Source organism: Paenibacillus sp. LC231 (assembly GCF_001860525.1).
Taxonomy (GTDB): domain Bacteria; phylum Bacillota; class Bacilli; order Paenibacillales; family Paenibacillaceae; genus Paenibacillus_AQ.
Genome location: NZ_JFOM01000054.1, coordinates 133,808 through 154,159, shown reverse-complemented (window position 1 = coordinate 154,159; position 20,352 = coordinate 133,808). Strand labels below are relative to the sequence as shown.

The following is a 20,352-nucleotide window of genomic DNA, read 5'->3' as shown; positions in this document are numbered from 1 at the left end:
ACTGTAAAGAATGATAAATGGCTGACTCCGGAGTAGATATGCTGCTACCCGTGAATCAGCCATTTTGGCGTACATGTTACATTTTGATCGTAACTCTTCGCGTGATCAGCCGAATCAGAATAAGTGCAATCAGGATGACGATCAGGGAGCCTGCAAGAGAGACCGGCAGCGTAAAGGAAAAGTCAGTCGTGACCGGCAGCCACTGTTCCCATATGGAAGCCAGCTCGAATTGCCACAATGCATCCATGAAGGCGATCAACACGAGGGCTAAGGCGATCCACCCCAAGCCGCAAATCCAGCCGAACCGGTAAAATCCGGATCCAATCATCCATCCCATCAGATAGTAGATAAAAATTTGGACGCCATAGGAGACAAGTATCAGCAGCCAGTTGTTATCGAACTTCTGCATCAAGGTGCTGTTGGCATCATGGGAGGTAACCATCCCGATGATCCAATTGACCAGACCCACCACGACTGGAAAGGCCAATGATAGATAGACGGCCGCCAATGCGGCTCCTTTAAAGAAATCCCTGCGCGTAATCCCGTTTCTTACATAATAGCTCAGAAAGCCGTAGGCAGAAATGATGCCGATGACGAGCATAAATCCTTTGGTTGAGCGGTAAGTGATAGAGAAGAAGTCCTCCTCTGCGATTCCTGCGCGAACATTGATACCCATGCTGGTACCGATCCCGACTCCAATATTGATCAACAGTACAATAACTAGAAATCCCAAGGCCCAGCTGCCTTGATGAATAAACATGTCGCTTGATACTCTGGTTACGGCAGATGACGTTTTTTTCATGCGGAATATTCCTCCCCCGTCAGATGGATAAACAAGTCCTGGAGCGAGATCGGCCCGATCTCAAGCCCCGCCCGATGTGCGGCCAGCTGAGCTTCCTCGCTTAATTCTCCATAGACCATGACGGCTTTGGTAGAACCGAGCTGCTGCACGTTGAGGACCTTCATACCCTGGATGAATTCATCTACCTTTGCCGCCGGGCCCGTAACGGAAACGCCTCGGGATGTGAGGCTTTCATAATCGTCTTGCAGTACGAACTGGCCTTTGTGAATGATAATGACTTCTTCGAACAGATAATCCATCTCCGAAACCAGGTGGGTGGAGAGAATGAATGTACGGGGATGGCGCTCCTGGTCTTCCAGCAGCTCCCGGTAAAAAATTTCGCGTGACGGCGCATCCATGCCGAGATAAACCTCATCCAATATGGTCACCGGCGAGCGGCTGGCAAGGCCGATGCATACGTTAAAAGCGGACTGCATGCCTTTGGAGAGCTGCTTCAGCTGTTTATCCAGGGGCAAATTGAATTTGCGGGCAAGCTCCAGGGCATAAGCCGTATCAAAATGGGGCCGGTACCTGGCAACGGATTCAATCGCAGCCTTGACCTTGTCGGTCTCGTCTTTATAGTCGACATCGTAGATGAAGGAGACTTCCCTCATGATTTTGGCATTTTCGAAGGGCTGCTCGCCGCCAATCGTAACCGATCCCGATGAGGGTTCACGAAATGAAGCAAGAACAGACAGAAGCGAGGTTTTGCCTGCTCCGTTCCGCCCCAAGAGACCATAAACTTTGCCGGCAGGGAGATGAAACGAAACATTGCGAACGGCTTCGAGGTCACCATATATCACCGATAGGCGATCAAACTGAATATCAAGATTCATGGACGTCACTTCCTTTTAACTGGGTTATGATTTGAAAAAGCTCATCCGTGGATAAGCCGAGTTTGTCTGCTTCCTGTACCATAGGCACCACATAATGTTCCGCAAATGCACTCTTTCGGGTCTGGAGCAGCATTTCCTTGGCCCCCTCTGCAACAAACATGCCGACACCTCGCTTTTTATAGATGAGTCCGGAATCAACCAGGAGGTTGATGCCTTTTAATACCGTGATGTGATTGATTTTGTAAAATTGGGATAGCTGCGTCGTGGAAGGAACCTGTTCACCTTCAAGCAGTAGATCATTCACGATCTGGTCCTCGATCTTCTCCTTGATCTGGATGAACAGGGGCTTATTATCTGGGTGTACGGTACCGCTCAATAAGAATCACCGCCTTGCCTTCATGTCCTGTTAAGGTTATATACTCATATATATGACTATATAACCAAAAGGTGAATCGAATGTCAAGCATTTGGTTGGATATCAAACATCCATCGAGGCGCCTTTGCAGAGAACAACGTCAAAAAAGGCCGACCAGAAGGATCTGGTCGACCTTGACGTGTAGTAATTCTTACGGACTCAGCATACGTTATTTCGTTAAAATAGTCACTATTTTCTTCATAACGGACAGGGGAGCTCTTATATACGCTTAAAAGCGGAAATAATCTATATTTTATTAGAATAGCGACTTTCGTGTCCGTTATATTCTGAAAATACGGCATAAATTCTTAAATAACGTCGATGGTGTCCGTTTATATTCTATATATGGGATCTAGCTGCGCTTATCTGGAGATACCTTACCTATCGAGTTCTTCAAATAGCAATATCATTTCACTTTGTTTCCGAATACTCGGAAGCGTCCATGGGAGGGAGTTTTCCCCGTTTCAAATCACGGATCGTCAGTCCAAAATCGATCTGCAGATGCGGATAATCCGGGAAGTTGGCCCAATCGCCGCCCCACTGGAAGCCTAAATCTTTGGCAATTTCCACAACTTCCATCCAGTCAGCCTTGCCGTTTCCGTTCCCGTCATATTCCATATCCCAGATGACGCTTCCATCCTTTAGTCTTAGCGCAAAATCAATCGCAAGTCCATAGTTGTGGAGGGATTCTCCGGCCTTGGCATTCGTCACGATGTCGCCCTCGGTGCTGCGGCCCTGATTGTAGATGCGGGTCTGCTCTTCATGGCTGCGGTAACCGTCCGTTATGATGATCGTGATCCCTTTTTTCTTCGTGAGACGGACAAGCTCATTCTTTTGCTGTAATACATACGGGTGGAGCTGGGTGACTTCAGGTGTTTCTTTACTGTTAAAATCAAACTCGAGATCGTTGATGAATCCCGGTATGGAGGTTTGCAGCTGCATATAAAATATGGCGAGTAATAAGGCAGCAATTAGGAAAAGTGTCGTTTTTTTGCGTTTGATCATGAGGACTCTATAATCTACCTACTTTCATATGATGGCTTACTCTATTATATCGGCATCCCGTCCCGTATTCCAACAGACGGGACCCCCTGACCAGATATCGACATGAATAGCAATCCATGGTTTATCGCATCCTATCCATAAACATGGACGCTATCCGGAAAAGGGGGAATTGCAATGAATCATATTCAAAATATGTCGATGAGACTCAACCAGTTGTCGGGTCAATTGACCACTGCAGCGCAAAACGGGGGAATGAACGAAGTCGGGATGATCGCAAGTCAGCTCAGCCAGTTCCAAGCCGAGCTTCAAAGCGCTCAAGCTGGGGTTACGCCTGAAACTTCTTCTGCCGTCCGGCAGGAACTGGTGAATTGCCGAATGGTCTTGCATGGGATGATGAACGCAGTGCAGGATATCCGAACAGCTATAGCGGAGCAGTACCGCCAGGTGCTGGGCGAGAACAAAACGGCATTCGAGCAAATGGACGAGACAACGCAGCAGAGCGAGTACGCCGAAGCTTATCGACATCGTCAGCTGTTCCAGCAGATGGACCAAGTCAGCCAGCAGCTTCATCAGCTGGACGGCACAATGCTGGACGCAGGTTATCAGATGGAGCGGGGACAGGTGGCCGGCGACAGTCTGAATGGAGCCGTAACGATTGAGGGGCTGACTTCCGGTACCGACGACAACGGAAGTTTGATGTGAGACTGCTCGATCGGAGGGCGAAACAGGATAACAGGTTTAGGCAGGGTTCGAAATTTTGCAAGCAATAAAAAGGAGCTGTGCGTATAGCGCGGCTCCTTTTGTGATTGAGTTTATGTCCTTAGGCTTTCCGCCATTCCTCGACAGCTTTATGCAGACGAGTCAACGCCTCCTGAACGGTGGCACGCGTGCAGGCCAGGTTTATGCGCATAAAACCTTCGCCTTCCTTCCCGAAGGCCGCCCCGCTGTTTAATCCAAGCTTTGCCTCTTGCACCAGGAAGCGATTTAAGTCCTCGTGGGACATGCCCATTCCACGGAAATCAATCCACAGCAGGTAAGTAGCCTCCGGTATAACCACCTTCAGCTCGGGCAGATGCTCCTGTGCGTAATTCGCAACCAGCTCCATGTTCCCGCGGATATAAACCAGGAGTTCATCCAGCCATGGTCCGCCCTCACGGTAAGCGGCCTCGGTGGCGGCGGCGCCCATCGGTGTAATGGAGCCAATGGCGTAACGGTTCAGTATTTTGCGGAACTTGCTGCGCAGCTGCGCATTCGAAATGATGATGTTCGCCGTGTTCAGACCGGCGATATTAAACGTCTTGCTTGGCGCGGTGCAGATGATGGAACGCTCGGCGGCATCCTCGGACAGAGCAGCGAATGGCGTATGCGCGCCGGATTCAAACACCAGATCCGCATGGATTTCATCGGATACGACAAGCACATCGCATTGCTGGCAGAGAGAAGCCAGTCGCTCTAATTCTGTTCTGCTCCACACCCGGCCCACCGGGTTGTGCGGACTGCACAGAATGAGCATTTTGACTTTGCCTGTAGAAAAGCTCTTCTCCAAGTCTTCGAAATCCATCGAGTAATCGCCGTCCTCGCTTCGAAGCAGCGGATTATGCACCAGCTCACGGCCATGGTCCTGAACGACGCTATAGAATGGCGGATAGACCGGCGTCTGGATGACGACTTGATCGCCCGGCTCGGTGAACGCATCCACGATCAGGCTGAGTGCCGGAACGACACCCGGACAGAATTGAATCCACTCCTGCTGAATACTCCAGCTGTGGCGTTTCTCCATCCAGTCGCATATCGCTTCACGGTAAGAGTCGGAAGGGAACGTATATCCGAATACGCCATGCTCCACCCGTTGATGGAGCGCCTTTACAACGGCGGGAGGCGCGGCAAAGTCCATGTCAGCCACCCACATCGGAAGCGCATCCGGCACGCCGAAGATGGTGGGAACATTGTCCCACTTCTGGCAGTCGGTACAGGTTCGGTCTATTGCAAGATCAAAATTCATATGTAAATTCCTCCTAGCAGAGATGAGTTAGCGTTAAGCTACAAATTTGGCTAATGTAATTAAGCCGGTAATTGTAATTACGTTTAGTATGGTCGATATAAGGACAGTTTGTGCAGCAAAATCAGGCTCATTCTGATATTCTTCCGCCAAGATCGATGAATTTACGCCAACCGGCATGCCTGAAGCAATGATGAGGGCTTGAGCCGGGATACCCTTTAAGCCGAGCAGCAGCACGATCAGAATGCCGATGGCTGGCGCGACCAGCAGACGCAGCAGAACGCTGAGGTAAACATCGAGCCGGCGCAGGCGGAGCGGATATTTAATGATCTGTGCGCCAAGTGTCAGCAGGGCGATCGCGACCATGGATTGGTCCGCATACATCAACGGCTGCGAGATAAAGACCGGGAGCGGCAACGCCAGGGCATGCAGCACGATTCCGATGACGAGGGCATAAGGAACGGGCATTTTCAGAAATCCGATGATGGCCTGTTTGTATAATCCTTCCGTCTTGGCTCCCTGAATGGAAATAACTCCGTACGTGAACGTAAGGAGGCTCTGAAAAGACATGATGAGCGCTTGTACCGAGCCGGCCATCGGATCTCCCTTGAAGGCCAGATCATTGATCGGAAGGCCGTAGTTTCCCGAATTATCGAGCAGAAGGCTGTTGGTAAAAGCAGCTCTCATCCCCCGATTGAATTTGCGCTGCTTGGCAACCAGCATGCTGATCACGTAGAGCACGCCGATATAGAGCGCATAGAATAAGGCCACCATGCCCAGGAGCTGCGGTGACATTTTGGATTCGTACATACTCATAAAAACCGCTGCAGGCGTAATGTAGTAAAAGTTGATCTTGGCGAGTGTGTACAAATCGAGTTTGAAGGCATATTGCATAATGATGCCAAAGCCTATCAGGACAAAAATGGGAAGTACCACTTCGAGTAAAATGTCAGCGATCATGCTGTTGTCATCTTCTTTCCATGAGTGTAGCTTAAGATAAATATCTGGCTGTCGTATGACGCCATGTCATTATATCATGACAACGGATTGTTGACACTTGATTCCGTATGGAAAAAAGAACAATTGTTGCTGGCCGCGTTACGGTCGCTTTATATCCAGGCTGTATGCAAAAAAGGGTGCTCCCTTGGCCGATGACCAGGGAACACCCTTGAATGGCTGTAGCAATAGGTGCGTCTGTCGACGCGCCATTATTGCGGGTTGGTTGTCCAAATCCCGGCGGTTTTGACAAAAACGCGCTGCGGGAGCTTCAGTGCAGCGAGCACAAGCTCAGCTACGTCTTCTGGCTGCATCATCCGGTCCTCGTCCCCGATCTTCAGGCCGGCATTGACGGCAAGATCCGTGTTCACGGTGCTTGGGGTCAGTGCGGTCACACGAATGTTGTGTTTGCGGACCTCCTGGAGCACAGCTTCGGTCAGTCCCATAACGGCAAATTTAGAAGCGTTATAGGCAGAGCCCGTGGCGAATCCGCGCTCTCCGGCCGTAGAAGAGATGTTGATGATATCGCCCTTGTTGTGCTCGATCATGCCGGGCAGCGCTGCGCGCGTCATGTAGTAAGTCCCCATCAGATTTACGTCAACGATACGTTTCCAGGCTTCAGGTTCCATTTCCAGCAGATTGCCGAACTGGGCAATGCCCGCATTGTTAATCAGAATGTCTACCGAGCCGAGCTCCATGTTTACCGCTGCAAACGCAGCCTCGGCCTCACTCTGCACGGAAACGTCGGCAACTGCAGCAACGGCTCTGACACCATATTGTTCAGCAACCAGGGCGCTCAGCGGCTCCAGATCAGCTGCCGTACGGGCGACAAGCCCAACGTGCACGCCTTCCTTGGCAAGAGCAATCGCCAGAGCACGTCCAATCCCTTTACCTGCACCCGTGATGAGGGCTGTTTTATTTTTCAGGCTCATGTACACTCACTCCTTCACATCAATAAAAAATATGGTTTCGTTGACCAGTATACCCTGTAGCATCGGCTACTACCAAATGCTTGCATTCCATCGACAGGAATTTGTTATAATCGTAGCAGCGAAAAAACGTAACGCGTTCATTATTATTTCAGGAAGTGGAGGAACAATCTATGCTGCACGCGCTGGATATCATAACCGCTTTTCGGCAGGGGGATGAAGCGGCTGCCAAGAGGTATCCTTGGTTAATGAAACTGGTATCAGCCGAAGAACGAATCGTGAATCTGGAACGGATTGCGTCCATTGGCCAATTGGCCCATGCCAACCCCGTGCTCGATTATGTAGAACGTACATTGAAGATACTGGATTCGCTGCCTGTTTCCTATTGGATCAAAGAACTGCTGGAAGAAGTACTGGTGTGGGCGGAAACGGCCAAGGGCGGAACGATGCGGGATCGACTTCGCTGGCAGCAGTCGGGTATTAACTTGTTCCTTCATAATATCGGGTCTGCCCAGCTATACGAGAGACATATCCGGGACGGCAACGGAACCATGTCTCCGCATGAGGAGATGGTCCACACACTCATACTTACCCATGGACTGCTTGGGCAACACATTCGCGGGGAAGTCGCTTTTGAGGAGAATCTGCCGCTGCATAAGCTTACGGAGGAAGGACGGCTGACCGCGGATGAGTTGATCCGGCTGCTAATCCCCTTGAATCACTGCATCATCGGCGGCGTATCGGAGGAGCTCTGGCATTCCGTTCAGGAAGAAATAACTCAGCTTATTCGGAATCTTGCCGAAGGGACCGTACCGGATCGGTGGACTTACGAGGAACGGCTGCGCCGTCTTCGATCCGTTTCGATTGCCCGCGGAGAAGACTTCGATAAGCAGCTTCATGGGATTCGTGAGCAGTGTGATCTGTCAGCTGTTCTGCATGGATTTCAGGATATGACGCTCTGGTACGTGGAAGCCGCCCTGCAGGATTTCTCGTTGGAAGAATTCGTGAAAGTTCTTCTGCTTGCTCTCCATTCGGAGAAGCGGGACCCGGATCAGCCGCTTGCGGAGGGGCAAGGGGATCGGCTGCTTCCGGAATCGGTGAACCACTTAAGCTTTGAGCCGCTGATGAACGATATGTATTACGATTACAAAGGCGTCAAGAAGCTGAACGTATATAAGAAGAGAATGATTGAACAATATTTGCGCCAAACGGATTGGGCGTCTTGCCTTCATGGGTCGGTGATGGCCAACCCGCATCTGAGCCACCGGATTGAACGGAAGCCGGAGCTGCCGGATACGGTATTTTTTACCTTCGAATTCTCGCAAGCAGCGGAGAAATTAATTGAATTTTGCATCGAAGCGGAGAAATCGCCCCTCTATGAGAAAGCGGTCCTGCTCCTGTTCGACCTGTTCGGCCTGCGCCGCGACGCCTACGACAGATTTCATAACGAAGAGAGTTATTTGAGCGATATGAACAGCACGGGAGATTATAAAAAAGTGATTCTGGATTATATTACGGGAACGGCGGTGCTGGATATCGGGCCCGGAGGCGGCGTGCTGCTTGACCTGATCGAGGAACGGTTGCCGCAAGCGCGTCCGGTCGGGATCGACATCTCCTCGAACGTGATTGAAGCGCTGGAGAAACGTAAACGTTTGGAGCACAAAGCATGGGAAGTGATGAAAGGGGACGCGCTGAACCTCAGGGATTACGTGGAGCCGGGGAGTGTGGATACGGTTATCTTCTCTTCAATCTTACATGAGTTGTATTCGTACATGGAGACGGACGGTTCACGCTTCAATACGGCGACCGTGGAGGCAGCCTTGCTCAGTGCCTATGGCGTGCTTGCTCCAGGGGGGCGCATCATCATCCGTGACGGGATTATGACCGAGCCCGAGGATGCATGGAGAAGGATTCGCTTCCTTGAGGCTGACGGTATAGAATGGCTGATCCGATATGCCTCGGATTTCAAAGGGCGGGTCATATCATACGAGCAGCTGGCCGAGGCGGAAGTGCGCATTCCCGTGAACGATGCAATGGAGTTCCTGTACACCTATACTTGGGGGGCTGAAGCTTACGTTCATGAAGTGCAAGAGCAGTTTGGCTACTTTACGCCTACGCAGTATGCGGAATGTATACGCAGGACGCTAGGTCCTGAGGCGATCATCCGCGTGGAGCAGCATTATCTGCAGGAAGGATATGCCGAGGCATTGGCTGATCGAATCGAATTCATGGATGAAGATGGGAAGCCGGTGAAGCTGCCTGACAGCACTTGCTTGTACGTCATCGAGAAGCCGGCCCATTCCTAGAAGAGACAACAGGCTGTAACTTAAAAAAGAGACCCGCACGCTCAATTCAGCGTACGGGTCTTGTTGTTGTATCGTTAAACCTGCCGGTATGCCTGTATTCACAAGTGATCCGGGATGTGTGCCAATGCCATGAACTTGCGAGGCAATGCTAGTCCGAAGAGATGCTATTCCTGCTTCTCGGGATCCGGATAATCCTTGCCGAGCGTATCAACCGTCACTTTCTTCATGACGGGAACCTCAAGCGGTTTGTCCATCTGATCCCGCTCCAAGCCCACGATCTCCTCTGCGGTTTCCATTCCTTCGATCACCTTTCCGAAGGATGCGTACTGAGCATCCAGCGAAGGTGCATCCGCAACCATAATGAAGAATTGCGATCCGGCGGAGTTTGGATCCTGCGCCCGGGCCATCGATAATACGCCTGTCGTATGCTTCAGGTCATTCTGAAAGCCGTTGGACGTAAACTCGCCGGGAATAGCATAGCCGGGTCCCCCCGTTCCGTTACCGTCAGGGTCGCCTCCCTGAATCATGAAGCCGGGGATGACGCGGTGAAAGCCTGTCCCATCGTAGAATCCTTGTTCCACCAGGGAGATGAAATTGTTCACCGTGTTCGGCGCAACCTCCGGATAAAGCTCAAGCCTTATCGTTTTGCCTTTCTCCATCTCAATGGTAACGATAGGGTGGCTGGCGTTCGGGTCCGGCACGTTCTGCTTAACCTCGGTTTCCTTCGGGGCTTCCGCTTCGGGTGCTGTTGCCCCGGTCGTCGAGCCCGTTCCGCCGCCTGCGCCGCTTTCGGCTCCCTTGTCATTCTGACCGCATGCCGTCATCACGAGCAGCAGCGCCAGGATGACGAATAGGGCGGGCATCCAGCGTGTTCTGCGTTTCAACATCATTGATTCCTCCTGTTATTCCTTCTCAAGCCTTAAGTAATTAATCTGTATCATATTTTATCACAGGTTGGACAAGTACTGAAAATCGAAAAAGGTGAGTATACATAATCTATAGGAAAACGTTTCGACGTAACGTAATGTCACAGAAGCCAAAGTCGGTCCTGCCTTGCACTCCATAATCAAAAAAATAAGCCTCCGGACTTGTCGCAAGTCTGGAAGCCTGAGGAAAAGGAAAGCGTTTAACTGTCTCTACTTCACCGGGAATATGCCTTCCACTTTGTTTAATGGGAGCAGAATCCGGGAACGGTTCTTATCCTTGGCGAGCAATTCAATAAAATCGGCTCCGATTCTGACCAGACGGATTCGGTTAAAGGCACCACGGGTAGAGAAGGTGGTCCGCACGCCTACCAGCACCGTTTTGCCCGGCGGCTTGACATCAAATACCCGAACCGAGTTGAGACTGGACGGCACAAAGAGCTCGCCCTGTACCTTGATGAAATTTTTCGGGAATACCCGCTGCAAACGTCCGGGTTCCAAACCGGTGTTCGGTGCGTTGACTTCTACCAGATGACCGGTTAAAGAGGCCAGCCGCTGCTGCAGCGTGATTTTATGTCCGCAGGGATGGATCGGCAATCCTTTCATATCAGCATCATCCTTCCAGGGTCGTATGGTGTAGTGTATGTTGGAAGGTATGAATTGGGTGAACGTAGAGGTTACATTTCCGGTGTGAAGGATCAGGAAGATGAAGAGTTTCCGCGGTTGCTCGTTTCACTGCCATCCGGCTTCTCGTGTTTGATGCTGTCGGGTATCGGGATACTGTCCGGATATGAATCCTCGACAAACAGGCCAAAATCCTCATCAATGTCGCGTTCGGTCACTAAACGCGGGTTCTCGTCAGGATGCTTCTTCATCGGCTGTTCCTCCTATTAAATCTAGTCTTTGAAATGGTTGGCTAGTATAAGAACTGATAGCTCGACCCATACTGTTTTACTATAAAGATGTTGTATGGGAGGCATAGGCATGGAAAGAAAGGGAAACATATTAACAGCACTCATATGGGGAACCTTGATCGGCATCCTGCTGTGGATGTCATTTCTCGGCTGGCTGGATATCATATTCGGAAAATAGAGGATCGAACCCATACAAGTATAAGACCCGCCTTCCTATTAGGGAGGCGGGTCTTGCCGGTTTAGTCGTCCTCACCATGGCTGCCGTTTAGTAGATCGGTTCCGTGCATCTGCTCCGTTGGCGGGGCGGCTGGGTCCACCGGGCTGTTAGCCGCTATGGCGTCCGCATCCGGTACATCCTCCAGCGGCTGGTATTCATCTTCTTCGGACGGGTAATTCGTAAAAATGTCCTGATTTAAAAACGCAGTACCGCTGCCGGTTAATGAAGCGTCAGCTGCAAGCCGCCGCTCCGTATCGCCGGAGTATTGGCCGATAATTTCGTCTCCGGGGCGAGAAGGGGGCTCATCTTCGGCGGCTCGCCATTCCCGATCCGTTACATCATCTGCGACATCGCGAATGTAAGTTTCATCGACTGGTCGATCCCGTTCGATCCGGTCTGCTTCGGCCAGTCCCGAGGAGGAAAAGCTTCTCTCGTCGGCAATGGTCCGCTGATCGGGATCGGCACCGGTCGCTTCCCATGCATCGATGGCGCTGTGATCCGGGTTCAGACGTTCTTCTGGTTTCGCATCCGCAGGCGCAGCTTCATTCTGATCGTAGGCAATGTGGTCCGCGTCTTCGCTGCTTAAACTTTGCTCCGTGTAGGTGTTGACGTCTCTCAGATCATCTTGTGGAATCATGTCCGTATCCTCGACTCTCCGTTTGGCCTCGAATTCCAAATATGTCAAATCTGCCAGCGTATTGCGGTTATTTTCGTCTCGCATAGGGTCCATCTCCTTCCAAGTGTTCAAATCCAATAGGTTTCTATACTTCGACTTTACCCGCTGAATCAAGAATGAATCTTGGATCTTTTCAGGTTATGATAAACCAAACAAGTTTTATCTTTCCCTGTCATTTGTCGTATTATGAATATTTTTTAAATTGGAAAAATGGACGTAATTCAAGACAAACGGGAGAAAATGAATGATATCGTGGGATAGGTTCCTTAAATTGAATAATGAAATTTTGAAATGATCCCGTTATAATCGAAAAAGTGATTATCGGACCAGGACAATCCTGAGAGTGGATTGTCAAACCACTATAATAGAACAGGAAGTGATCAGGACTTTGTTTCAATGGATTAAACAAGGCTTCTTTGGCAACTCGCGCAGGGATATTTTGTCAGGATTGACGGTAGCGTTCGCTCTCATACCGGAAGCGATCGCATTCTCCATCATGGCTGGCGTCGATCCCATGGTTGGACTCTATGCCTCTTTTGTGATAGCAGTCAGTATTTCATTCTTTGGGGGCCGTCCCGGCATGATCTCCGCAGCAACAGGGGCCATGGCGTCATTAATGGGGCCGCTCGTGGCGATGCACGGGATCGAGTATTTGTATGCGGCAACCATTCTTACAGGTATTTTGCAATTGTTGATGGGGGCGCTCAAATTCGGGCGGTTTATTACATTTGTTCCCCAGCCGGTCATCACCGGATTCGTGAACTCGCTGGCCATCATCATATTTCTGGCCCAGCTTCCGAATTTCAAGGGCGAGTCGTGGCCCATGTACTTGATGGTCATCGGAACGCTGCTTATCATCTACTTGCTGCCGCTGATTACCAAAGCAGTTCCTTCGGCGCTAGTTGCCATCATTGTGATGACCATCATCGCGGTGTGGTTCAAAGCTCCTGTGCAAACGGTGGGCGACATGGGCAACATTACGCAGGCTCTTCCGTTCTTCCACATCCCGAATGTAACCATCAGTTTGGATATGATCATGACAATATTGCCTATATCTTTGGCTCTTGCTGTCGTCGGGATGACGGAATCGCTGCTGACGGCGTCACTCGTGGATGAGATGACGGAGACCGGCAGCGACAAGAACCGTGAAATCCGCGGGCAGGGTGTTTCCAACGTGATCACTGGTTTCTTCGGCGGCATGGCCGGTTGCGCCATGATCGGACAGACAGTGATTAATGTCAAATCAGGCGGTCGCACCCGGTTATCAACGCTGGTGTCCGGTGTGTTCCTGCTGTTTCTCATCATTGTGCTCGGTGATGTCGTGAAACAAATTCCGATGGCAGCGCTTGTCGGGGTCATGTTTATGGTTTCCATCGGTACATTTGAATGGGGATCGCTTCGCACACTTCATCGTGTACCACTAGGTGATGCCATAGTCATGCTGGCAACGGTAATCATCGTGGTGGCCACGCATAACCTGGCCATCGGGGTCATGATCGGAATTATATTAAGCGCGCTGAATTTCGGCTGGAAAATGGCAAAAATCCATGCCGTACCGCATGTGCAGCCAAACGGTACGAAGGTATACGAAATCCGGGGACAGTTATTTTTCGGAACGATGATGTATTTTGTAAACCTGTTTGACGTAAATGAGGACCCTGAGCAGGTCGTGATTGATTTTTCCAAATCCCATGTATGGGATCAGTCAGCTACCAATGCTATTTCCAAGGTATTGAATAAGTACAAGGAAGCGGGTAAAGACATCAGGCTCGTAGGGTTGAACGACGAAAGTCAGCGGATGGTTGATAAAGTCGGCCTTGCTTCAAGCTCCACACACTAGAGGTGTAAGGGATTGCTTTTAACCTTAGGGTTAAGGGCGATCCCTTTTCATTTGCCTGTATGTAATAAAAAATTTACAAACGGAACAGACGTTTCATGTTATATTGATTGTAAATGAACACGAAGTTTGTCGAATTAGCTGCACAGAGAAGATGCGGACTTTTATTGACTATAGACGGTTAGAGGTGCTGACTAGATGAAGGATATGCCCAAATCCATATTCCTGCTTCTGCTGGTGGTACCGCTGCTGCTGATTATATCGACCATATCACCGGGAAAATCGGACGCAAAGAGTTCTCAAATCGTGATATCCGATTGGCAGTTTATGTGGGATAACGAACAACAGGAGGTTGTTTCGCCGGTCAACCTGCAGGGAAGAAGCTGGTTGGCGGGAATACCAGACAAGAAGGGACCCCCCGAGTCAGATGGGGTGTATTCAGCATGGAATCGTTTTACTTTACCGGCTCTCCCTTGGAAACATTCGGCCATCATGATTGACCGCATCAAGGGACAGGATGTTGTGGCTTTCTTGGAGAATGAACAGGTGTATGAAGCCAAGCGAGACTATATGTACTCGAATCATTCTCTTCTGCTTCCGGTCCATCCGGATGATGCCGGCAAGACCGTTTATATATGGACGAACGGCGTCAGGGATATGACGTTAGGCATCGAAGGCGATATTATACTTGGCGAATATGAGCATTTGCGTGGAAGCTTTATCAAGAAGGACCTGGAAGATTTCATATTGGGCAGCTCGTTTCTGTTTATTGCGATGGTCATGTTCTTTTGCTGCTTGTTCCTTCCGAAGCATACGGTATCCAGCTGGCTGTCGCTTAGCGTGGTTATTCTGGCAAGCGGGGCTATGCTTATTACGTATTCACCGTTCCTATACACTTTCTATGGAGACCAAGGCAGCGTGTGGGTCTCGGTGTTTGATATTTCACTCTTCGCCGTGCTGCCGGCGCTGTATTACTATTTTGAGAATATGTATGGCCCCGGGCCCTATCGAGTCATTCGCTACTGCCGAAGATTTCAAATAGCCTATTCCGTCATATGCCTGATATTTCTAGTTGCCCATGTGGTTAGCCATCATTCATTTTATGAGATCTACTATTTGGTTTCGGTGAAGATCCTGGGTATTCTGATTATCCTGCAGATGCTGCTGCTGGTCGGTACTACGATTCTGTATGCTTCCAAGCGGAACAAGGACGCTTATATCTTTTCTGTAGGCTTCGGGATGATGGCGTTAGCGACGCTCGGAGATCTGCTGGCTTTTTATTACCATGACGGGCAATATCATTTCTTTTTATGGAAGTGGGGCATTATCGGACTGATTGTCTCCTTGATTGTCATGCTGGGCCGTAAATTCGTCCGCAGCCATGAGCAAGTGCTGCAGTATTCCAGGAAACTGGAGATGTTTAATAATGAGCTTCAGCGATCGGAGAAGATGGAGATCATCAGCGAGCTGGCCGCCTCAGTTGCACACGAGGTTCGTAATCCACTGCAAGTGACACGCGGCTTCATGCAGCTGCTGGCACAGAACACCAAACAGGCGGAGAAGGAGTATTTTGGCCTGGCGCTGAAGGAGCTGGACCGGGCTTCGGGAATCATCACGGATTTCCTCACATTTGCCAAGCCTGAATTGGAGAACGAGACCAAGCTGAATGTGTATGAAGAGTTGAAGCATGTAAAAGGCATCCTGCTGCCGCTTGCCAATCTTAGCGGGGGCTCGATCGAGCTGGATAACGCAAAGGAATTATTCATGACGGGTAATTCTTCCAAACTCAAACAAGCGATGATTAATATCGTCAAGAACAGTATCGAAGCACTGGATGGAGAAGGGGTTATTCGTCTATGGGCCTATGCCAAGGGAGAAGAAGTGGTCATTCACATCAAAGATGACGGCATCGGAATGGATGCTGCGGATCTTGAGAGACTTGGCGAGGCTTATTTCTCCAATAAGTCCAAAGGGACGGGGCTTGGGTTGATGGTTACCTTTCGAATCATCGAAGCGATGCATGGCACCATTCATTTTGTTAGTGAGAAGGGCAGCGGGACCGAGGCCATTATCCGCTTTCCGGCTGTATCTGCTACGCAGGAATCGGAAGTATAAATGGAAGAGAGATACCATAACGGTGTCTCTCTTTGTTACGTCTATAATAGAAAATTTTATCATTTTTCCGAATATTAGAAGGTGGAAGGTTTTGTTGCATCGAATAACACAGTAAGAGTTTCACTCATTATAATGTTTGAGGTGCGTCAATGAAGTCTGGATGGAGAATCGCTGTGTTCCTGATCATCGTATTTACTTTAAGCCAGGGGCTCCCCAGGCTTGTCTTTGCCACCGAAGAAACGGCAGTTCGTGCAGCGATTAAGGAGTGGAGGATCCTCTGGTCGGAGTCCCGGGGGATACCGGAGAGCGTGCCCGTTCATATCAATGACTGGATGGAAACTTCGGCCGGTGATTCGAAGCCTTTTAAGCCGCATACCAAGGCATCCGCGTGGATTCATATGAAGATTCCCGAGATCGCATCCGCATCCCCTGGCATTTTGATTGATAAGCTCCACGGACAACAGGTTGCGGTTTATGCGAACCATGAGAAGATTTACGAATCTACCCGAACGTACAATTATGAGCTTAATTACATCTTGCTTCCTCTGAATCAGAACATGCTCGGCAAGGACCTTCACATCTGGCTGGAGACCGCTAGGGATCATGTGACGATTGAAGGGAAAATCCTCGTCGGCGAGTATCAGGACATGTTTAATCGGTTTATCAAGTCGAATTTAATGGACATCATTCTTGGGAGTGCCTTTATATTTATCGCATTGGTGATGTTGATCTGCGCTATTTTTTTGAACAGAAAATATTTGGTCGCTGTATTATCCCTTTCTTGCATTATTTTATCTGTAGGCATACTGGTGTTTACATACTCCCCGTTTCTTTATACGATTTTTAATCAATATGGAAATATTTACACTCACTTATATGACATCTCATTATTTATCTTACTTCCTTCGTTCAGTCTCTTTTTTGAAACCATCTTTGGGCCCGGCTGGAAGGGCTTGCTGCGCAAACTCCGCAAGTTCCAGATATTTTACTCGCTGTTTTGCGGGCTGTTTCTGATTGTTAATCAATGGGGTTCGAATCAATGGTTCGATCTGTATTATTTCTTCTCCGTTCATGTAATGGGTATTGTGATGATCGTTCAATTTGTTTTGCTTGTCGGAAGCTCCATGTATTATGCCGTGAAGGGTAATAAGGACGCTGTTATTTTTAATGCAGGCTTTGCAATCTTCGCAGTTGTGGGCTTAAGCGAGCTGCTGCAATTTTTCCTCACCCGTGGCAGCTACAATCTCTTCCTCTGGAAATGGGGGATTGTCAGCTTCATTATTGCCTTGATTGTCATTCTGGGGCGGCATTTTGCCAAAAACCACGAACGGATTCTTCAATACTCCAAGGAGCTTGAGATGTTCAACAATGAACTGCAGCGATCGGAGAAAATGGAGATCATCAGTGAGCTTGCAGCATCGGTTGCGCATGAGGTTCGTAACCCGCTGCAAGTTACGCGGGGATTCCTGCAGCTTCTCACCGGAAAAGCCCAAGCCGCGGAACGCGAATATTTGGATTTGGCTCTGGTGGAATTGGACCGTGCATCCGGCATTATTACGGATTTCTTGACCTTTGCCAAACCGGAATTCGGCAAAGACACCGTGCTTCGGGTTGCGGAGGAGTTTAAACATATCGAAGGCATACTTGGTCCGCTTGCCCACCTCCAAGGAGGCAGGATTACCGTTGATATTCCGGAGGATATTACGATTCGGGGGAATTCCTCGAAATTTAAGCAGGCTTTTATCAACATTGTTAAGAATAGCATCGAGGCGCTGGGCGAAGAGGGATTGGTTCATATCCGCTGCTATCGCCAGCAGGACCAGGTATTTATTCATGTTGTAGATAATGGCGAAGGGATGGAGCCGGATGTGTTGGCACGGCTGGGGGAGCCTTATTTCTCCAACAAAACCAAGGGCACGGGGCTTGGCCTGATGGTGACCTTCCGAATTATCGAAGCCATGAATGGAGACATTTATTTTACGAGTAAAAAAGGAGTGGGGACGGATGCTGTCATTACGCTTCCCGCAGCTGGCGAATAATTCGCTAAGCTGCGGCAGCGCTTTGACGGCGATCGTCCCCACTCTTTGTGCCGATTACATCTATTTATGAAATGTCCAGGCTGTTATGTAGTCTTTACCAGATGGCTTTTGCTTTGGCTTCTGACTTGATCACGCCTGATGGATTCGGAGGAATGACCAGATACAGCTCGTTAGGGTTCTCTTCAAGCGTTCGAATCTCGATGTGGTCGGGAATCCGTACCCCAAGAACTTCCTTGATGGCGGATTTCGGATCGCTAAGCAATTTTGCCTTAAAGCTAGGATCCTCCCAAGCTTTTTGAATCAATTGTGTTTGAAAGATGGCTTCTGTCGTCATAAGAATCACCCTTTCAAATAAATTGGTTATTTTTTACTCTTAAAGAATACCATGGAACAAATATAAAATCTATTATTTTTTGCTTAGAATAGACAAGTAATAGTTTAATCCGCCAAAAGAAAGGGTTTCTTTACTGTTTTCGATATGATTCGCTTCGGCTTGAAGCTCGTCTACCATCGTTTGATGAAAGGAGATGAGATGGGGGGCTTCTATATCTACAGATAAGAGATTGGCATGGGTCGCTGCAGCAATGTCTGCATAGGGCTTCAACGCGTTGTTGATATAAATGGCTTCTTGAACTTCGGTCATCGTCAGATTTGTGTCGCACGGTCGTCCCAATTCCGATTTAATGAGAGACAGCAGGCAATTGTAGCTGCCATCCGCAAGATCCTGCTTCCAATCGGTCCAATCGTCCATCATCTGCAAGGTAAGCAAAACATGGTTCATTACATCATTCGTTCGTGGAATGAGGCCTGCTTGATCAGATAAAAGCAATGCTGCCGTGCTTCCCAGCTTTACGGGAGCTGCCTTTTTTGCAACCATGATAGGGTTGTGCTTGAAGTAATCATCCTGGGTTTCATGGATAACGCCTTCCGACCATTCGTGCGTGTAGTTTTTGAAATAAGACCAGAAGTCGGAGTTTGCTGGAAAATAGGGTTGATAGGATGTGAGAAACTCGTAATACAGCAGGTTAGCAAGTGCGAGATGATGTTTCGAATCTGTGGAAGACTGACTGTCATGGGGCGAGTCCATTATGTCGTCTTGAATGAAGTAGTATAACATGCCGATAATGTTGGCCGCTGAGAGGTGTCGGTATACATCGGCGGGGAGTTCGGTCAGTTCTTTCATCCAAAAAGGAAGCAGATAACAAATGTAATTTTTGGAACTGTCCTGCTCGAACACGTCAAACTTTCTTAAGTAGGAAAGACCGATTTCATTCAAGGGAGCAGGGAGCTCGGATAACCTTGCTTCGCAGACTGCGAATGCAGCAGCAAGATCGTCCTCGAATGGCTTGAACCAGTTCATGCAATCACCAACCCTATTCTATTTTTAAGGTACAAGTGCTTACTTGCTATATTAACATGAATATTCACAGAGTTAAATATTACCAGTTATATGACTGGATAATCATGGGTTTTTTGATATCTGCGGGGAGGCCTTTTACAGACGCAATATCGTTTTTTTTGTTTGATTAGGGCGGCTGGCGTTTAAGTTAGGAATGTACAGCGATAACCGAAAATGACCATAAGGAGGAATTCATATGACTCAGAAAATTGTAGGAGCTTTTCGGACGGAGCAGGAAGCAACCCGGGCCATTGAGGAACTAAAGCAGCAAGGTTTCAGAGCCGATGAAATCTCTGTCATTGCCAAAGATCGCGGTGAATCTTCTCATATTCAGGAGGAGACCGGCACCAAGGCACCTGAGGGCTTGGCATCCGGTGCGGCCACAGGCGGTGTATTAGGCGGTGTAACCGGATTGCTGGCCGGCTTAGGTGCATTGGCCATTCCAGGCATTGGTCCGATCATCGCGGCTGGTCCGATCGCGGCAACCCTTACGGGAGCAGCCGTTGGCGCCGGCGCGGGCGGATTGGTAGGTGGTCTCATTGGACTCGGAATTCCGGAAGAGCAAGCCGAGGAATATGGGGGCTATGTGGATGAAGGCCATATTCTGGTCATGGTGGATGCAGATGAAACGAACGGTGGCCGGGTATATGATATATTCCGCAGCAATAGCGCCCTAAATGAACATCATTACCGTGAGGAAGGCACCTATAGCGGTTCCGGTGCGCCGGTAGATTCACGTTCCGAAGCAGCGGCTGCCACCGAGGATGCGGTTCCGGACCCTAATCTGTATCAAGGTTATGGTGATGGTAATGGCGGTGCCATAAGTCCGGATCGGGATGAGATCTCGAAGAGACGGTAAACTTCATTTATAGATATGGATTATCAATAACAACCCGCCCGGGATG

At 49.4% G+C, this 20,352-nt stretch carries 19 protein-coding genes; 6 read left to right on the top strand and 13 right to left on the bottom strand.

Going from position 1 to position 20,352, the window contains the following annotated elements; translation table 11 throughout:
* Positions 1–76: 76 nt before the first annotated feature.
* The 4 genes from AK95_RS29715 to AK95_RS29700 form a co-directional block, all read right to left on the bottom strand.
* The gene (locus tag AK95_RS29715) at positions 77–802 is read right to left on the bottom strand and encodes a Tat pathway signal protein (RefSeq protein ID WP_071223520.1); all 726 of its coding nucleotides are present in this window, start codon (positions 800–802) and stop codon (positions 77–79) included.
* Positions 799–1,677, bottom strand: coding sequence for an ATP-binding cassette domain-containing protein (locus AK95_RS29710; protein WP_071223519.1), 879 nt, complete (start codon positions 1,675–1,677; stop codon positions 799–801). Before AK95_RS29710 ends, AK95_RS29715 begins: the two co-directional genes overlap by 4 nt.
* Complete coding sequence (locus AK95_RS29705; protein WP_071223518.1) at positions 1,667–2,053, bottom strand: GntR family transcriptional regulator; 387 nt, start codon at positions 2,051–2,053, stop codon at positions 1,667–1,669. Before AK95_RS29705 ends, AK95_RS29710 begins: the two co-directional genes overlap by 11 nt.
* Before the next feature lie 450 nt (positions 2,054–2,503).
* Positions 2,504–3,097: a M15 family metallopeptidase gene (locus tag AK95_RS29700; protein WP_071223517.1), complete on the bottom strand. Its 594-nt coding sequence runs from the start codon at positions 3,095–3,097 to the stop codon at positions 2,504–2,506.
* A 174-nt stretch (positions 3,098–3,271) separates the two neighbouring features.
* Between AK95_RS29700 and AK95_RS29695 the strand changes: the two genes are divergently transcribed.
* Positions 3,272–3,799, top strand: coding sequence for a hypothetical protein (locus AK95_RS29695; RefSeq protein ID WP_071223516.1), 528 nt, complete (start codon positions 3,272–3,274; stop codon positions 3,797–3,799).
* Positions 3,800–3,917: 118 nt separating this feature from the next.
* Here AK95_RS29695 and AK95_RS29690 read toward each other — a convergent pair whose 3' ends face one another.
* The 3 genes from AK95_RS29690 to AK95_RS29680 all read right to left on the bottom strand — a co-directional run bounded on the left by AK95_RS29690 (position 3,918) and on the right by AK95_RS29680 (position 7,024).
* A complete protein-coding gene (locus tag AK95_RS29690; protein WP_071223515.1) occupies positions 3,918–5,099 on the bottom strand; it encodes a MalY/PatB family protein in 1,182 nt (393 codons plus the stop codon).
* Between the two features lie 33 nt (positions 5,100–5,132).
* Positions 5,133–6,056 carry an AEC family transporter gene (locus AK95_RS29685; RefSeq protein WP_071223514.1) on the bottom strand — a complete coding sequence of 308 codons (924 nt, stop codon included), beginning with the start codon at positions 6,054–6,056 and terminating at the stop codon, positions 5,133–5,135.
* Positions 6,057–6,304: 248 nt separating this feature from the next.
* On the bottom strand, positions 6,305–7,024 hold the full coding sequence (locus AK95_RS29680; protein WP_071223513.1) for a 3-ketoacyl-ACP reductase: 720 nt from the start codon (positions 7,022–7,024) through the stop codon (positions 6,305–6,307).
* 170 nt (positions 7,025–7,194) lie between these two features.
* On the opposite strand from AK95_RS29680, the gene AK95_RS29675 reads away from it, so the two are divergent.
* Positions 7,195–9,327 carry a class I SAM-dependent methyltransferase gene (locus AK95_RS29675; protein WP_071223512.1) on the top strand — a complete coding sequence of 711 codons (2,133 nt, stop codon included), beginning with the start codon at positions 7,195–7,197 and terminating at the stop codon, positions 9,325–9,327.
* A 164-nt stretch (positions 9,328–9,491) separates the two neighbouring features.
* Here AK95_RS29675 and AK95_RS29670 read toward each other — a convergent pair whose 3' ends face one another.
* The 4 genes from AK95_RS29670 to AK95_RS29660 form a co-directional block, all read right to left on the bottom strand.
* Complete coding sequence (locus AK95_RS29670; protein ID WP_071223511.1) at positions 9,492–10,214, bottom strand: peptidylprolyl isomerase; 723 nt, start codon at positions 10,212–10,214, stop codon at positions 9,492–9,494.
* A gap of 249 nt (positions 10,215–10,463) precedes the next feature.
* A complete protein-coding gene (locus AK95_RS29665) occupies positions 10,464–10,856 on the bottom strand; it encodes a hypothetical protein (protein WP_071223510.1) in 393 nt (130 codons plus the stop codon).
* A gap of 92 nt (positions 10,857–10,948) precedes the next feature.
* Positions 10,949–11,125, bottom strand: a complete 177-nt coding sequence (locus tag AK95_RS34655; protein ID WP_201259445.1) for a hypothetical protein — start codon at positions 11,123–11,125, stop codon at positions 10,949–10,951.
* A 278-nt stretch (positions 11,126–11,403) separates the two neighbouring features.
* Positions 11,404–12,102 (bottom strand): hypothetical protein, encoded by a 699-nt coding sequence (locus tag AK95_RS29660; RefSeq protein ID WP_071223509.1) that lies wholly within the window; start codon positions 12,100–12,102, stop codon positions 11,404–11,406.
* 343 nt (positions 12,103–12,445) lie between these two features.
* On the opposite strand from AK95_RS29660, the gene AK95_RS29655 reads away from it, so the two are divergent.
* The 3 genes from AK95_RS29655 to AK95_RS29645 all read left to right on the top strand — a co-directional run bounded on the left by AK95_RS29655 (position 12,446) and on the right by AK95_RS29645 (position 18,048).
* A complete protein-coding gene (locus AK95_RS29655) occupies positions 12,446–13,897 on the top strand; it encodes a SulP family inorganic anion transporter (RefSeq protein ID WP_071223508.1) in 1,452 nt (483 codons plus the stop codon).
* Positions 13,898–14,092: 195 nt separating this feature from the next.
* Positions 14,093–16,009, top strand: a complete 1,917-nt coding sequence (locus AK95_RS29650; protein WP_071223507.1) for a sensor histidine kinase — start codon at positions 14,093–14,095, stop codon at positions 16,007–16,009.
* 149 nt (positions 16,010–16,158) lie between these two features.
* On the top strand, positions 16,159–18,048 hold the full coding sequence (locus AK95_RS29645; RefSeq protein ID WP_201259444.1) for a sensor histidine kinase: 1,890 nt from the start codon (positions 16,159–16,161) through the stop codon (positions 18,046–18,048).
* 94 nt (positions 18,049–18,142) lie between these two features.
* Here AK95_RS29645 and AK95_RS29640 read toward each other — a convergent pair whose 3' ends face one another.
* Complete coding sequence (locus AK95_RS29640) at positions 18,143–18,382, bottom strand: NHLP leader peptide family RiPP precursor (protein ID WP_071223505.1); 240 nt, start codon at positions 18,380–18,382, stop codon at positions 18,143–18,145.
* Positions 18,383–18,454: 72 nt separating this feature from the next.
* The gene (locus AK95_RS29635; RefSeq protein WP_071223504.1) at positions 18,455–19,408 is read right to left on the bottom strand and encodes a hypothetical protein; all 954 of its coding nucleotides are present in this window, start codon (positions 19,406–19,408) and stop codon (positions 18,455–18,457) included.
* A 235-nt stretch (positions 19,409–19,643) separates the two neighbouring features.
* Between AK95_RS29635 and AK95_RS29630 the strand changes: the two genes are divergently transcribed.
* Positions 19,644–20,306: a general stress protein gene (locus AK95_RS29630; protein WP_071223503.1), complete on the top strand. Its 663-nt coding sequence runs from the start codon at positions 19,644–19,646 to the stop codon at positions 20,304–20,306.
* Positions 20,307–20,352 lie beyond the last annotated feature (46 nt).

Bases quoted from the DNA above. Each gene is read 5' to 3' on its own strand.
- AK95_RS29715 (WP_071223520.1), bottom strand. From the start codon at position 802: ATGAAAAAAACGTCATCTGCCGTAACCAGAGTATCAAGCGACATGTTT.
- AK95_RS29710 (WP_071223519.1), bottom strand. From the start codon at position 1,677: ATGAATCTTGATATTCAGTTTGATCGCCTATCGGTGATATATGGTGAC.
- AK95_RS29700 (WP_071223517.1), bottom strand. From the start codon at position 3,097: ATGATCAAACGCAAAAAAACGACACTTTTCCTAATTGCTGCCTTATTA.
- AK95_RS29695 (WP_071223516.1), top strand. From the start codon at position 3,272: ATGAATCATATTCAAAATATGTCGATGAGACTCAACCAGTTGTCGGGT.
- AK95_RS29690 (WP_071223515.1), bottom strand. From the start codon at position 5,099: ATGAATTTTGATCTTGCAATAGACCGAACCTGTACCGACTGCCAGAAG.
- AK95_RS29685 (WP_071223514.1), bottom strand. From the start codon at position 6,056: ATGATCGCTGACATTTTACTCGAAGTGGTACTTCCCATTTTTGTCCTG.
- AK95_RS29680 (WP_071223513.1), bottom strand. From the start codon at position 7,024: ATGAGCCTGAAAAATAAAACAGCCCTCATCACGGGTGCAGGTAAAGGG.
- AK95_RS29675 (WP_071223512.1), top strand. From the start codon at position 7,195: ATGCTGCACGCGCTGGATATCATAACCGCTTTTCGGCAGGGGGATGAA.
- AK95_RS29670 (WP_071223511.1), bottom strand. From the start codon at position 10,214: ATGTTGAAACGCAGAACACGCTGGATGCCCGCCCTATTCGTCATCCTG.
- AK95_RS29665 (WP_071223510.1), bottom strand. From the start codon at position 10,856: ATGAAAGGATTGCCGATCCATCCCTGCGGACATAAAATCACGCTGCAG.
- AK95_RS34655 (WP_201259445.1), bottom strand. From the start codon at position 11,125: ATGAAGAAGCATCCTGACGAGAACCCGCGTTTAGTGACCGAACGCGAC.
- AK95_RS29660 (WP_071223509.1), bottom strand. From the start codon at position 12,102: ATGCGAGACGAAAATAACCGCAATACGCTGGCAGATTTGACATATTTG.
- AK95_RS29650 (WP_071223507.1), top strand. From the start codon at position 14,093: ATGAAGGATATGCCCAAATCCATATTCCTGCTTCTGCTGGTGGTACCG.
- AK95_RS29645 (WP_201259444.1), top strand. From the start codon at position 16,159: ATGAAGTCTGGATGGAGAATCGCTGTGTTCCTGATCATCGTATTTACT.
- AK95_RS29640 (WP_071223505.1), bottom strand. From the start codon at position 18,382: ATGACGACAGAAGCCATCTTTCAAACACAATTGATTCAAAAAGCTTGG.
- AK95_RS29635 (WP_071223504.1), bottom strand. From the start codon at position 19,408: ATGAACTGGTTCAAGCCATTCGAGGACGATCTTGCTGCTGCATTCGCA.
- AK95_RS29630 (WP_071223503.1), top strand. From the start codon at position 19,644: ATGACTCAGAAAATTGTAGGAGCTTTTCGGACGGAGCAGGAAGCAACC.